14 protein-coding genes and 1 tRNA gene are annotated in these 14228 nt (G+C 49.4%); 3 read left to right on the forward strand and 12 right to left on the reverse strand.

Translation table 11 applies throughout. The annotated features are described in order from the left end of the window. Positions 1-105 precede the first annotated feature (105 nt). From PHH59_RS16330 to PHH59_RS16340, 3 genes are all read right to left on the reverse strand, one after another. Complete coding sequence (locus PHH59_RS16330; RefSeq protein ID WP_300018737.1) at positions 106-816, reverse strand: HisA/HisF-related TIM barrel protein; 711 nt, start codon at positions 814-816, stop codon at positions 106-108. Between the two features lie 298 nt (positions 817-1114). After that, a complete protein-coding gene (locus PHH59_RS16335; RefSeq protein ID WP_300018740.1) occupies positions 1115-1597 on the reverse strand; it encodes a YajQ family cyclic di-GMP-binding protein in 483 nt (160 codons plus the stop codon). Between the two features lie 123 nt (positions 1598-1720). Then, positions 1721-2953 carry a multifunctional CCA addition/repair protein gene (locus PHH59_RS16340; protein ID WP_300018743.1) on the reverse strand — a complete coding sequence of 411 codons (1233 nt, stop codon included), beginning with the start codon at positions 2951-2953 and terminating at the stop codon, positions 1721-1723. Positions 2954-3232: 279 nt separating this feature from the next. Here PHH59_RS16340 and PHH59_RS16345 point away from each other — a divergent pair, with 279 nt between their 5' ends. Beyond that, positions 3233-3781 (forward strand): hypothetical protein, encoded by a 549-nt coding sequence (locus PHH59_RS16345; RefSeq protein WP_300018746.1) that lies wholly within the window; start codon positions 3233-3235, stop codon positions 3779-3781. Positions 3782-3870: 89 nt separating this feature from the next. Here PHH59_RS16345 and PHH59_RS16350 read toward each other — a convergent pair whose 3' ends face one another. Genes PHH59_RS16350 through PHH59_RS16365 form a run of 4 tightly spaced genes read right to left on the reverse strand, consistent with a single transcriptional unit; the run spans position 3871 to position 9636 of the window. Next, positions 3871-5520, reverse strand: coding sequence for a dipeptide ABC transporter ATP-binding protein (locus PHH59_RS16350; RefSeq protein WP_300018749.1), 1650 nt, complete (start codon positions 5518-5520; stop codon positions 3871-3873). Beyond that, the gene (locus PHH59_RS16355; RefSeq protein WP_300018752.1) at positions 5520-6698 is read right to left on the reverse strand and encodes an ABC transporter permease; all 1179 of its coding nucleotides are present in this window, start codon (positions 6696-6698) and stop codon (positions 5520-5522) included. The genes PHH59_RS16350 and PHH59_RS16355 overlap by 1 nt, the downstream gene beginning before the upstream one ends. Next, positions 6691-7767: an ABC transporter permease gene (locus PHH59_RS16360; RefSeq protein WP_300018755.1), complete on the reverse strand. Its 1077-nt coding sequence runs from the start codon at positions 7765-7767 to the stop codon at positions 6691-6693. The genes PHH59_RS16355 and PHH59_RS16360 overlap by 8 nt, the downstream gene beginning before the upstream one ends. A 15-nt stretch (positions 7768-7782) precedes the next feature. After that, the gene (locus PHH59_RS16365) at positions 7783-9636 is read right to left on the reverse strand and encodes an ABC transporter substrate-binding protein (protein ID WP_300018758.1); all 1854 of its coding nucleotides are present in this window, start codon (positions 9634-9636) and stop codon (positions 7783-7785) included. 308 nt (positions 9637-9944) lie between these two features. Between PHH59_RS16365 and PHH59_RS16370 the strand changes: the two genes are divergently transcribed. Together PHH59_RS16370 and PHH59_RS16375 are read left to right on the forward strand one after the other, a co-directional pair. Next, positions 9945-10727, forward strand: coding sequence for an enoyl-ACP reductase (locus PHH59_RS16370; protein ID WP_300018761.1), 783 nt, complete (start codon positions 9945-9947; stop codon positions 10725-10727). Positions 10728-10787: 60 nt separating this feature from the next. Then, a tRNA-Thr gene (locus PHH59_RS16375) sits at positions 10788-10863 on the forward strand. A gap of 280 nt (positions 10864-11143) precedes the next feature. Here PHH59_RS16375 and PHH59_RS16380 read toward each other — a convergent pair. The 5 genes from PHH59_RS16380 to PHH59_RS16400 all read right to left on the reverse strand — a co-directional run bounded on the left by PHH59_RS16380 (position 11144) and on the right by PHH59_RS16400 (position 13991). Next, positions 11144-11386: a hypothetical protein gene (locus PHH59_RS16380; protein ID WP_300018764.1), complete on the reverse strand. Its 243-nt coding sequence runs from the start codon at positions 11384-11386 to the stop codon at positions 11144-11146. A gap of 9 nt (positions 11387-11395) precedes the next feature. Continuing rightward, on the reverse strand, positions 11396-12172 hold the full coding sequence (locus PHH59_RS16385; protein ID WP_300018767.1) for a hypothetical protein: 777 nt from the start codon (positions 12170-12172) through the stop codon (positions 11396-11398). Between the two features lie 174 nt (positions 12173-12346). Continuing rightward, the gene (locus PHH59_RS16390; RefSeq protein WP_300018770.1) at positions 12347-12865 is read right to left on the reverse strand and encodes a hypothetical protein; all 519 of its coding nucleotides are present in this window, start codon (positions 12863-12865) and stop codon (positions 12347-12349) included. Next, positions 12862-13740, reverse strand: coding sequence for a hypothetical protein (locus PHH59_RS16395; protein WP_300018772.1), 879 nt, complete (start codon positions 13738-13740; stop codon positions 12862-12864). The genes PHH59_RS16390 and PHH59_RS16395 overlap by 4 nt, the downstream gene beginning before the upstream one ends. After that, on the reverse strand, positions 13737-13991 hold the full coding sequence (locus tag PHH59_RS16400; protein WP_300018775.1) for a hypothetical protein: 255 nt from the start codon (positions 13989-13991) through the stop codon (positions 13737-13739). Before PHH59_RS16400 ends, PHH59_RS16395 begins: the two co-directional genes overlap by 4 nt. Positions 13992-14228 lie beyond the last annotated feature (237 nt).

A 14228-nucleotide genomic window follows, 5' to 3' on the forward strand; every position in this document is an offset into this window, starting at 1 on the left:
GCAATCGGAATGATAATAGATTTGTCAATAAAATATTGCGATGACCGTACGCCTTGAAGTACGGGCATTCGACCCAATAAATCGGTAGGCTTGACTTTTTACAAATCATTCCGATTGCAGGACTACCAAATTTGCCAAATCCTTGCGTCCGATTGCCCCTGAGTGCAATGCGCTTGCGACCATTGCTTGCCTGACACCCAAATTGCTTAATGCCTGTAAATCCGCAAGGTTCCTGACACCGCCCGCCGCAATAAAATTAAAATTAAAATCAGGATAAGCACTGCAAAACTGTGCCAGCCGTGCCAAATCCGGCCCCTTACCCCTGCCAACCTGCGCCAACGTCATGATGATTATATTTTCCGGCCAATAATCAGCTTCCGTAAACAAGCCCGCCGCCCCCAATGGCTGACCGCTTGCCGAATAATCCAGCGACAAAACAAACCGCTTCTGAAAAGCCGCCAATTCATGTAGAGAAGGGCCGTCATAAGATTCACTGCCTAACACCGGCAGATAATTGTCTGGACCCGGCGTTAAATCCGTTCGCTGATACCCCCTATCCACCCAAAACGTAATCTCAGGAAAAGCCGCCAACACCTTCGCAAGCAAGCCGTCGTGACCGCCCTGCTGGGTGATCGCATTTAAATCCGCGATATAAAAAGTATCAAAATCCGCCAAACTCAAAAATGCCGGAATGACCTCAAAAATATCTGCTGACCGGCATAATTGGGAACAAATAGGCTGGTAATGCTCGCGTTCGCCTTGCCTGGCATGGACGACTTGGTTATTTTTCAGATCTAGGACGGGGATGATTTTCATGTTGTCTTGCGGTATTTGTCCTGCATTTTCACAGTAAACAACAAATAGCCCAATGGTTGAAGTCTAGAAATGTTGTTTAAGCTAACTTCCAATCAATTGGGCTGGGTGGCTAATGAAGTTTCAGTGGTTAATCAATGCCAATGTGATTGAAGGTGGTGGCGAAAATATTCGCTTAGGGATGTGCATAACACAATTCGTGGCTTAAGACCTTTCAGGTTTTCAAAACCTGAAAGGTCTAGCTGGTAATTGTCAAAAGACTAAGTGGCCGGGCTTTGTGCATTTGCTACATAATGCCGGCTTAATCCCGAAAATTTTCAAATTGTAACGGTCTTTCTAATTTCTCTTCACGCAACATTTGGATCACTTCCTGTAAATCATCGCGTTTTTTTCCGGTCACGCGCACTTGTTCGCCTTGGATCGCCGCTTGTACTTTCAATTTTTTATCTTTGATCAGTTTGACGATTTTTTTCGCCAGCACCGAATCCAAGCCTTGCTTTAAGGTGATTTCCTGGCGCATCGACTTGCCGCTGCCTTTGGCATCACCGACTTCCATACAGGCAATATCAATCCCGCGCCGGCTCAATTTGGCGCAGACGATGCTGAAAATTTGCTGCAATTGGAAGGTCGATTCGGAAATCATCACGATTTTTTCATCGGCCAGCTCCACTGAAGAATCCGTGCCTTTAAAATCAAAGCGCGTGTCCACTTCTTTGCTGGCTTGGTCGATGGCATTTTTTACTTCGTGTTTATCAAATTCGGAAACAATATCAAAAGTTGGCATAGCGTTAGGTTTTGGTTTAATTGGTTTTTTAAGTTCGTCATAAAGCACACAAACAGCACGAAGTTTTATGCAATATCTTCGTGTACTTGGTGCTTGTACGGGGGATATAATTTTACAGTTATTTTATAACGATTTGTAAGCTTGGAGAGCTTCGGTGACCGATTGGATTCTTAATTGGCGTATTGCTGCGCCGATTTTTGCACCTTGCAAAGTGCCATTGACAATATCGGAAATATCGATAGAAACGGCGGCGTTGGCTGCAATCCTGAACAAATCCGCTTGCGGATAAGGCTGATTTTCAAGGCCGGTGCGTCCCCGCGCATCCGCTTCGCAGGCCAATAAAAATTGTTCCAAGCCGTTGGCGGGTTTAAATGCACCCAAGGCCGCCAATGTATCAGTCAAGGTGTTTGGACGCAATTCAGCGGCTTTGTGGCAATGCGTGTGATATTGCATGACCTGTTGCGCCAAGGTTTTAAAGGCATTGGGAATCCGTAAACGTTCGCACATCGCCTCTAAAATAGGTAAGCCCTTGGTTTCGTGACCGTAATGATGTGGCAAATTTTCTTTCGGTGACAAAGCCTTGCCTAAATCATGCACCAAGGCGGCAAAGCGGACTTCGGGGCTGGTGGACAATAACGCCGCCTGTTCCAAACACATCAGGCTATGGATGCCCGTATCAATTTCAGGATGGTATTTCGCAGGTTGCGGCACACCGAACAAATTATCCAGTTCAGGAAAAATCCTCGCCAACGCGCCACACACTTTCAGGGTCGTGAAAAAAGCCACTGGTGTCCTTTCGTTCAATGCCTTAAACAATTCCGCCCATACCCGTTCGGAGACCAGATAATCGACTTCCCCGGCATCCACCATGCTTTGCATCAGTTCGAGGGTTTCTGGTGCCAAGGTAAATCCCAAGATGCTGTAGCGGGCGGCAAAACGCGCAACCCGCAGAATCCGCACCGGGTCTTCGGCAAAGGCCGGCGAGACATGGCGGAACACGCGCAATTCCAAATCACGTTGGCCGTGGTAAGGGTCAATCACGCGACCGTCCGCTGTCATCGCCATAGCGTTAATTGTCAAATCACGGCGGATTAAATCCTCTTCCAGCGTCACGTCTGGCGCACTGTAGACACTAAATCCTTTATAACCGTGTGCGGTTTTCCGTTCCGTCCGCGCCAGGGCGTATTCTTCCTGGGTTTCTGGATGCAAAAATACCGGAAAATCCTTACCTACAGGGCGGAATCCTAGTTTCAACAAGCTATCCGGCGTTTCGCCCAACACCACCCAATCGTTTTCAGTCACGGGAAGCTTCAGCAATTTATCACGCACCGCACCGCCGACGAGATATGTTTCCATAGTTTATTCTAATTGGTTAAAGGCTAATGTTTAGCATAGCACGGGAAGAAATGGGATTTACAGTTTGTTCGGGGGGTAATGGGGCGTGTGATTGATTGGGATATATTAATTGTTTCAATAGAGCATCTTACAATGGCTATAAATTACATAGATTTTTTGTCAATGTATAAACGTAATTTTTATACTCATTTTAATTTTAGCAAATGTCAATTTTAAGCATTTGACATTTACAGGTTCTGTGGTTATACCAAACAGCATGTGCTTTAAGGAGTATGCCTTATGTCAAAAACTAAATCTTATTTGGATAATTCCGTTGATGAGCCGGTTGTTACGATTATCAAAGCCATTGATAAAGATGTTGAACGTGGTGAAGATATGCTCATGTTGGGTTTATGTTTAGTTATGCTGTCATCTACTTTTGCGCCAGTTGCTCCGCCAACAGTGCTTTTGCCGCTGGTGGCACTAACGTTTGCCATTTCTTCGGGTTTCGCCCGCAAAAATTATCATGATATGGAACGCAAGTTCCACGCAGCGATGGTGCAACTTGAACGACGTGACAAAGCGGTATTGCGCCCAATAGCCGCAGTGTTTGCAGAACATCCCATGCCACCGCTGGTTGATTCTTACAATATGTTAAAAAACGTCAAGCGTACCTGGAAAAGCGTTTTGGGCGGCATCATCATCAATCCGCTGTGGATGCCGATTTTTTATGTCATGGGCATCCAAATCATCGAAGAAAAAAATCTGGGTATTTTGAACAGGGCGATTTGCGGTGTTGAGCAGAAGATTGCACCATTGCCGGCGATGATAGAAGAAGAGCAGAGTTAAGCTCGAAAATATCAATGTCCTTAAGCCTAAACTAAAACAGTTTAGGCTTCACTTAGGCTTCAGCGTGGTTGCGTGATGTATTAAAATTGTTAAATCAATAACCTAGGCACAGCAGCCAGCAGTTTTTGGGTATAAGGATGCTGTGGCGATTTACAAACCCGCCCCGTTTCGCCCCGCTCCACGATCTTGCCTTTGTACATCACCACGGTTTGGTCGCTTAGATATTCCACTACCCCAATGTTGTGGGTGATGAACAACAGGGTCAAATTACGCTGTTGCCGGATACTCAACAATAACTGCAAAATTTCTGCCTGTACCGAGACATCCAAGGCACTGGTGATTTCGTCACAGACGATGAATTCTGGATTCAGCACCAATGCCCGCGCCAAACCGATGCGTTGCCGTTGTCCGCCGGAAAATTCGTGGGGGTAACGCCACAGAAAATCACGGTGTAGTTGCACGCTTTCCAAAATCTGGCTGGCGAGTTCGATACGCTCTTCATTATCCGCACCGATGCCATGAACTTTCATCGGTTCGGTCAGCATGGTCTCGACCAACATGCGTGGATTTAAAGAAGATTGCGGGTCTTGGAAGGCGATCTGCATTTTTCGCCGCAAGGGGCGCAATTCGCGGGCGGAAAGTCCGGTCAATTCTTGTCCGTCTATCTTGATGTTGCCGGCAGTTGGCTTTTCCAGTTGCAACACCGCCCGCCCAAGGGTGGTTTTACCACAACCCGATTCGCCGACCAGCGCGACGATTTGGCCTTGCGGAATAGCCAATGAAACATCGTCTACGGCACGGACATAATCGACGGTGCGCCGTAGCAAGCCTTTCTGTATTGGAAACCATACTTTTAGCCCGCTGATTTGCACTAGCGGCGATTGGTCGGTGACTATCCCTTGCCCTGAAAGCTGATAAGACGGTGCTGTACTGGACGGCTTTGCCAAATTCTCAGGCAGTGCCGCCAGTAATTGCTGTGTGTAAGGATGCTGCGGTTTGCGTAAGACGCTAGTGCTGGCCCCCACTTCCACCAATTTACCCTGTTGCATCACGCCGACCCACTGCGCCATTTGCGCGACCACGCCAAAATCGTGGGTGATGAACAACATGCTCATGCCGGTATCGTCTTGTAGTTTGCGCATCAACCGCAGAATTTCGGCCTGCACCGTCACATCCAGTGCGGTGGTGGGTTCGTCGGCAATCAGCAATTGGGGTTCGCAGGCCAAAGCCATCGCTATCATCACGCGCTGCCGTTGTCCGCCGGACAATTGATGCGGATAATTGCGGAACCTGTCGGAAGCATGGGGTATTTGCACCTGTTCCAAAGCGGCAATCGTCCGTTGCTCAGCCTCGGCATCGCTCATATCGGGATGGTGTAGTTGCAGGGCTTCGGTGATTTGTTCGCCTATGCTTAGCACCGGATTCAACGAGGTCATTGGCTCTTGAAAAATCATGGCGATTTGTGAGCCGCGGACGGCGCGTATCCCTGCATCATCCAAAGTTAATAAGTCTTTACCATTAAACAGGATCTCGCCGCTAGGATGCGAGGCTATCCCTTCCGGTAACAGGCGTATCACCGATAGCGCACTGACTGATTTGCCGCTGCCTGATTCACCGACCAGACAAAAAGTTTCGCCTTTGGGAATGCTGAAACTGATGTCGTCTACCGCCCTGACTTCTCGATTGCCAGATTGCAGAAACGTTCTGAGCTTGCGTACCTCCAGCAATGCCTGGCCCATCAGCTTTCCTCCGACAGGCGCGATAGTTTGGGATCAATCGCATCGCGGAAGGCTTCGCCGATCAAGTTATAGGCGAATACGGTCATGAAAATCGCCCCGCCAGGGAATACCGCCATCCACCAGTTAAACGTCGAGGATTTGACCGCTTGATCCAGCATTTGCCCCCATGACGGCGCGTCAACCACGCCTAAGCCCAGAAAACTCAGCGTCGCTTCCGACAAGATGGCGCTGGCTACGCCAAAACTCACCGCCACCAGCAAGGGCGCGACCCCGTTCGGCAACATGTGCCGGAACAGAATGGAACTTAAGGGCAAACCACCCGCCACCGCCGCCTGTACATAATCCTGTTTGCGTAATTTCAAAAATTCTGTCCGCACATAACGGGCGTATCCTGACCAACTGGTGACACCGATAATCACCATCATCATGTATAGATTACGGCCAAAAAACGCCACAAACGTCAGCAACAGGAATAGGGTGGGGATGTCTTCAAATATTTCCACCAAGCGCATGCCCAGCATATCGACAATACCGGAAAAATAGCCCATCAAACCACCCACCACCACACCGATCAATAAGGCAATGCCGGAAGCGATAAAGCCTATGCTCAGGGAAATCCGGCAAGCATGGATCATCCGGCTCAACACATCCGCACCATTTTCTTCGGTTCCCAGCAGATGGACTCGTCCTTTCGTTTCAAAAGGCGCTTCCAAGCCTTTGCTGCCTAAATCACGCAAATAATCGGTCGGTGCATAGGGGATAGGCGGCATGATCCGCCAATCTACGTCGGTATAAGCGGCGGTGCGGAAATCATCATAAATCACCAATACCGGCGGTTTGACGAACAGATTGGCAAGCAGGGCGGCAACAACGCCTCCCAACAAAAATAGCAAGATGCGCTTGCCTGTGCTTAAGCGCAGCCGCTGGAGCAAGCAGACGATGAAAAACATCGCCAGTACCCAGGCATCTTCTACGGACAAATATTGCAACACCGGTGCGGAGATGGCAGCATTTTTGTACATCAACAACGGGGCGGAGTTTGCTAGAAAAGGCGCAAATACAGCACCAAACACCAATAATCCCACCCAGGCAAAAGCAAATTTTACGCCTACGCCTGCTAAGGTTTTACGCCAGATGCTGGCGCCAAAAGATTCACGGTTGGCGGGGTCTTTAGTCATAATTCACCCGTGGGTCAGCCAAGGTGTAACAAAAATCGGCGATCAAATAGCCGATCAGGGTCAGGAAGCCGCTGACCCAGGTTATAGACAGCACAAGTTCGCGGTCCCGGCCTTTGACGGCTTCCACGGCCAGTTGCCCCATGCCGTCTATGCTAAAAATATGTTCGACAATCAATGACCCCGCCAACAGGCTAGGCAACAAGCCTGCCGATACCGTAATCAGCGGTAACAAAGAGTTGCGGAATACATGCCGCCACAACACGTCATTTTCCGCCAGGCCCTTGGCGCGGGCGGTCCGGGCGTAATCAGAATGCAGGTTTTCCAATATCGATGTCCGCGTCAGTTTCGCCAGCGCGGCGAAACTGCCGTAGGACAAACAAATCACGGGCAACACCAGATGCCAGATCCTATCCAGCAGAAATCCGCAAACAAACCCCGTTTCGTTCCAATGTGGCAAAAACGGCATGTCTTGGGCTTCGCGGCTGCTGATACCGGCGGTGGGAAACCATTGGAAATGCTGGATATTCGCAAAAAAACCCAGCAACAACACGCCAGCCAGCATGGTCGGGATAGACCATAAGGCCAGCATCGACATGCCCGTACCCACATCAAAAAAACTGCCGCGCTGGGTGGCGGATTTCATCCCGACCAGAATCGCAATCGCATAAGTGAACGGAATCGTGACCAGATTAAGTAGCAGCGTGATGGGGATCCGTTCTGCAAGAATGTCCGAAACGGGCCGCCCATACTGGAAACTCGTGCCTAAATCCATGCCCTTGGTGAACGAAAACTCGCCGCGCCTGCCTTGTGCATCGGTGACAAAACCAATGGGGGAAACGTTGTTCAACCAACGCAGATATTGTATCGGTGCGGGCTGATCCAGCCCGTAGCGTTTATTGTAGTAATTCAATAACGCCTGTTTTTCCTGGGGTTTCATGTCCATGCCACCGATCAGGGTTTGCGCGCTGATCCCGCCTGGCGACATTGCCATCACGGTAAACACCAAGACGGTGATCCCCAATAGCGTGGGGATCATCAGCAGCAAGCGACGCAGTAAATAAGTCAACATCCGGCATCCCTCCGTTTATTGCGTATATTTTTGCTGGGCGAGGGGTACATAATTTTCCATAGGCAATGAACCCAGATTCAGACCCAGCTTGGTCATTTGCAAGTTATGGATACGTTTGTCGACAAACAACAAGCTTTTGCGGCGCATCAGAAAAGTATAAGGCTGGTCTTCATAAATGATCCGTTCCGCTTGTTGCCATAAAGGCATACGTTTACCTTCATCAACGGTGCGCCGCGCTTCATCAATCAACTTGTCCAGCACCGGATTTTTGTAACCGACAAAATTATCACCCTTGCTGGCCGCCTGGATACTGTGGAACATTTGGTATAAATCCGTTTCTATCCCGCTAGTCCAGCCCAGCGTGATCGCATCAAAATCTTTTTTATCGATATTTTCCAGCATCACCGGCCATTCTTGCGGGAACGGGATCAGCAATACACCGGCGCGGGCGTACAAGTCTTTCAGCAACAGCACCATGCGCTTGGTGTCTTCGTTGGATTCGAGATAAGTCAATTTAAATTCAAAAGCTTGCCCCGCCTTATCTTCCAAGACACCATCGCTGTTGCGGTCTTCATAACCGGCTTGCTTCAATAGGCTTTTGGCCTTATCCAAATCAAATTGATAGGGCTTAAGCATATTGTCGTGTTGCTTGCTGGTGTTGCTGAACGGGCTAAGCGCAGGCTCTGCATAATCCAGAAAAATATCCTTGATCACACGGCTAACGTCAGTCAGATACGTCATCGCTTGCCTGACGCGCTTGTCTGCAAAGCGCGTAGGTTTGCCGCCACGTTCTTCGTTCCAGCCGATGTAGCTATAACCCACCACGGGCGGCATGTACTCAAAATTTTGGCTTTTGCCGATAATCTGGGTGTCTTTTTTCAGTTCTTGGTACTCGACCGGACGGGCGGAGTAGGAATCGACATCGCCATTGCGGAAAGTCGTCAAGCGGGCGCTATCGTTCTGGATGATTTTCCACAGGATACGGTTGAACGAAGGCTGCACGTCGCCCCAATAGCGTTCATTGCGGACCAGTTCCACATTGCCTTTGTCGGGCGTCCAGTTTTTGGGGTCGATTAATTTGTAAGGCCCGCTACCTAACAACAAGCCTTTGGATTCGTTGAATTTTTGTGGTTCTTTTAAATAGCTTGAATAAAAGTGTTGGGGCAGGATAGACATACCGCCAGCTAATGACAGCGCTTCAAAATAAGGCTCTTTAAAAGCGAACACTACCTCATAGTTGCCATTGGCTTTGACGTCTTTAATTTTTTCCAGATACGCCCTATCCCGTGGTGCCTGGATAGCCTCAGTCATAATAAAGCCAAAGGTAAACACCACATCTTCCGCCGTCAGCGGTTCCCCATCCGAAAAACGGACATCATCACGCATTTGGAAACTGATCACCAAGCCATCATCACTAATCTTCCAGCTTTTGGCGATCAAACCCTCCCATTCCAAGGTGTCAGGATTACGGGTGATCAAACTTTCCAAAACATTGCCTTGCACATTTGAAGCATACAAATCGGAGGAAACTAAGGGCGTAATGGTTTTAAGATTCGTGCCGAAAGCCTCCACATACCAGTCGCCTTGTGCATAATCTGGTTGGCGGGTGGCTGCATAGGCCCTATTGAAGGCGGGAGCAATGCCTTTGCTTACTGATGGGTTGGCTTCCGATGTGGTTTGTATTGGGCTGGAAAGCATTCCGTTGCGCAGCTCGCGCATAGTCTTGGCCTGTTCCGATATGGCGGTTTGCATCTCTGTGAGCTTTAGCCATTGCCGGTCAATCTGGTACATCGCCAGCAACAGCATGAGTATCATCAAGCTAAGTAACGAATAGAGGATCCAGTCCCGGGTAGTCAGTTGTTTTTGCATAGTGTTCTTAGGTCTTAAAAGAGTTTTACAGCATCTTACACAATAACCATCAAGGATGGCACAAAAGAAGCAGGCAAAAGCCCGTCTAAATTATTGGGATTATGAAAGGAAAAATAAAGCCCATCTTATGAAAGTATGCGTTTGAAGCGAATCATGAACCCTATTTTTATAACCGGCTGGTTGGACATTGCCACCCCGCCGTTTTATATCCGGCATAACCCGTTATAGACTGATAAAAAACTGGACATCAATAAATAGCTCATGGATACTTTGGGCTATTTTAACAACAAAAATATGAGGGAGATAACATGGGTTTTATGCAAGGTAAACGGGTTTTGATAGTTGGCTTGGCGAGTAATCGCTCAATTGCCTGGGGTATTGCACAAGCTATGCACCGTGAAGGTGCTGAACTGGCGTTTACCTTTCAAAACGAGAAGCTGGAAAGCCGCGTGGTGGAAATGGCGGGAGAATGCAATTCTTCCATCATTATTGAATGCGATGTCAGCCATGATGAACATATCGACAATGTTTTCGTCGAATTGGGCAAACAATGGGATGGCTTGGACTGCATCGTGCATTCGGTCGCTTTCGCCCCGCGTGACGCGTTAGACGGCGATTATGTCAACGCCACCACCCGCGACAATTTCCGCATCGCCCATGACATCAGCTCGTACAGCTTCACCGCCCTGGCAAAAGCCGGACGCGCCATGATGGCAGGCCGTAACGGATCGCTCTTGACCTTGACCTATCTGGGCGCAGAACGTGCCATCCCTAACTACAATGTCATGGGCGTAGCCAAAGCCAGCCTGGAAGCCAACGTCCGTTACATGGCAATGGCCCTAGGCGCGGAAGGCATCCGTGTCAACGCCATCTCCGCCGGCCCGATCCGCACTTTAGCGGCCTCCGGCATCAACAACTTTAAAGCCATGCTCAATAAAGCCGCCGACACCGCACCGCTAAAACGCAACGTCAGCATCGAAGAAGTCGGCAACGCCGCCGCATTTTTATGCTCCGATTTGGCATCCGGCATCACCGGTGAAATCACTTACGTTGATTGCGGTTACAACATCGCTGGCTTGGCTGCGTTATAAACAAAAATAATTTAAAAGCACTAGGCAAGCCAAAATTATTGTGTATAATATCCGCTCTTTGCTGGTGTAGCTCAGTTGGTAGAGCAGCTGATTTGTAATCAGCCGGTCGCGGGTTCGAGTCCCATCTCCAGCTCCAAAGATTTCAAAGGCTTAGGGTGAAAACTCTAGGCCTTTTTTATGCCTATCGAAAATTAATAGGCTGATAATAGGCATTTCAAAAAAACACCTTTTAAATAATCGGTACAAAAGAAACTGATTATTGTAATTTTGCTTTATATTTGGCGTGAAATTTGTAAAATATTTGGCGTGAAATTTTAAAGAAAAAAGCGAAAAAACAGCCAACGCTTGATTGCTTAGGGAATACTTGGACGCTAAAAATTCTGTTCTTCTTTACACAGTCCATTAAACTTTCCTAATCACAACAAAACAGTATGTTTTCCAACAATATGCGGGAATTCCAAAGTACCTAGCACAGGAGGACTGGTTAAGTTGCGGGAGGGAGTTAAAAAGGGCTTATCGTAGGAGATCCAGTAAACCCTGTTGCCGGTTGCGCTATCGAAGCCAGCCATGTCGTAAACGAAACGCTCATTGGGCAAAAATATCCTTGAACCGAAAGTTCTAGGTTTTGACTTCACTACTACAAATTCAAATTCTGGCATCACAAACTCCTAGATAGATAGGACGGCATCGGCAACCACCCAGACATTGCCGTTGATCATAAACTTGGTCGCCAACAAGCTATCCAGCGTCCCTGTCGGGATAGTCGCGCCCGTGATGTAATAATCCGGCACCCGCCCTATCCTGCCCGGATAGGCTGGGTCGGCGATATACACAATCACCTCGCCCGCCTCGTTTAAGCTGTTGACGTTATCGCCAAACGTGCCAGTGCCCGCACCGATAGCCCCCGTTGTGCCCATAGGAGTTAGCAGGTAACAATTGACGGGTGTTCCGTTTTTTGACCAACCACGGTTTTGCGAAGATCCCATTATTAAGCTGACGCTTTGGTTGTATCCATTACTATACGATGAAATCCACACACCGTAAGGGTAATCGTTGCCGTCACTTGTCTTGACCAGGAGGTCATATAGCTTCCGCACTTCCAGGCAAGCAATAATCTTGCCACTCGACGCGTAAGACGAGCGTAAAGAAAAACTACCGTCCGAAGCCGCCGCAAAGCTAAATACATGATTGGTAGATATTAATGATGCTACTCCTTCTATCTTATCAACCGCGCTGGGTGTGGCTAGGTCAGTACCGCCGGTAAAGCCTATCAAGCTAAAACGAAAATATACGCTGTAGACATTACTAGTCAGGTATAAACAAATAAATATCTTGCTGCCCGCTCCCGTGTAGCTGCCATCAGTGCCAGCAACAAAGCCTTCAGGGCTTTCCAGCACATACCAAGAGTGCGGGCTGCCCTCGTTGGCATTGATACATGTCGCCACAGTTTCAGCCCTGTTAGATGCCACCATCGTCCATCCTGCCGCCAGTAAGAAATCTTTCGCTTGGATAAAGAAAGATTTAAGCGTGGTTATAGTGGTTGAATTGTCCAGCGGCGAGATATTGGTATCAAAACTCCAGTTTAATTCATAGTTAATCAGTTGCTCCGGTTGGTTGGGTTATAACAGTTCTAAGCCTTTCAAATAGGCGTTGTCATAGTCAGTGCTGCAATAAAGATAAAGATCTATATCTGATGCCGCCGCCAAGGTAAATGGGGCTGCTGTATGCCGAGCAACTCCGCCCGCAACGCCTCCCAGCGTGGCGATGGTTGTAGTTCCAGACTTCAATAACAAGGTGGTGGCGTTGCCCGGATGACCGCTACCTATCTGTGCCGATGGGGTGTAAGTACCGGAGGGCAACCGAATCGAGCCAACCAAAGTCGGGATAGTCCCTTCGGCTTGCAGAAACATAGGCCAGACTGTTCCGCGCCCGCCACCCCCGGTTGCCGATATGACATGATCGACAATGCTGATATTGTCCCCGGCGGTGTAGAGCGGGAACACTTCAACCGGCCCCGTACCTGCCGAAACCCTCCCCAGCATCGTGTGCTCTGGTATTGACTGTAAGCTGGTGAGCGGCACTGCATCGGATGGTTTAGTTACAAATTGCTGCTTCCTGTAATCATAAATCATGGTCATGCGGCAACCTCCTCAATATTAATGGACATGGCATAGGCGTCAAGATAGGGATTGGTTAGCGGGTCAAGAGCGGTGAAATTGCCCAAAAACGCATGGGCGAACCAATTGCTGTCAGGTGCAGACACGGCGCCAATAGTTGTATAAGCAGGGATGCCCTTGGCGACCAACACTTCGCCGGTCAGCCCGGCGGCGCGTTGGGCGGCTTTTAGCCCGCCGATGGCCTCGCCTTGGGACAGGTGTTTAAAATTGATTCCGACAGTGCGGATAACGGGGTACTTGTATGCAAACTTCACACGGCGTTTAGATACCTGGACCTGAGAAAAATCAACCAACCCCCAACTGGCGTCAGCCCATTCCTCGCCCCGCACCGGTTGCGACAACTCACCGGCAAAGACGCGGCCTATCTCTATATAACCCGCCGCGTTGGTGCTGTCGTCAATAGTAATGACCACCTTGGAGGCCGACTGGTTAGCCGCCGCAAACCATAGCAGGCTAGGTGCCATAGTGGCGATCCGTGCCGTGTCGACTATCGCCGCACTAAAGTTATGGGCGTCATAATACGGGTCGTCACTAGCCAAAAAGGGCCAAGGTGACAAACTGCCAGATGCGGCCTTGACAGTGCCGCCGTTATTAATGGAAATAGCCACTACGGCATCGCGTGACAAATTGTGCCCGGCCAGACAGACCGCGCCAATATTTCGGACGGGCAAAGCGCCGCAATCAATAGTGATGGAGAATGCCGCGGTCGAAGTGGTGCGGGCGGTCTTGGCGAGGAGCGGGCTTTGCAGGTTCGCCAGCGGCAAACCGGTGGCAAACGCCCCGTCGCTGCTCAACGTAGCCTCGTCCACGCGGTTGTTAAGGCCAAAGATAATCATAAATACAGCCTCAACGTCACTTGCCTGTTGTTATCGTCAATCTCATAACCCGCCAACACCAGATGACGGCCTGATGAGCAGCCAAAGCGTGGTGTGGTCAACTTGCCCGTGCTGCCGATCTGCAAACTGGGCGCTCCGTCAATATCACAGGTGACCCGCCAAATGCCGCCGTTAGCCTTGACGATGGCAAACACCCGCCCAAAAGCCGTGGCAACATCTGCCGCAGACCGCAACAAGCTTTGCGCATCCAATGTCAACGAGGCTTTATGACGGGTCTCAACCGCCGTGTCAGTAAACAGTTTCTCACGCCATTGGTTCTTTATCCGAGCCCGCCAATAACTGGCGACCGAACCCGCGACCGTAACGCATCTTGCCGGGCTTTCAATTTAAAAATCAGCACATCGCCCTGGGCATACATACCTGACACCAGGCCGTTGAAACGTTCGGCCGTTGCCACGCCGTCGAAATAATCCAACCGGGCAGGGCGG

It is taken from the genome of Methylovulum sp., from assembly GCF_028687615.1.
Lineage (GTDB): Bacteria > Pseudomonadota > Gammaproteobacteria > Methylococcales > Methylomonadaceae > Methylovulum.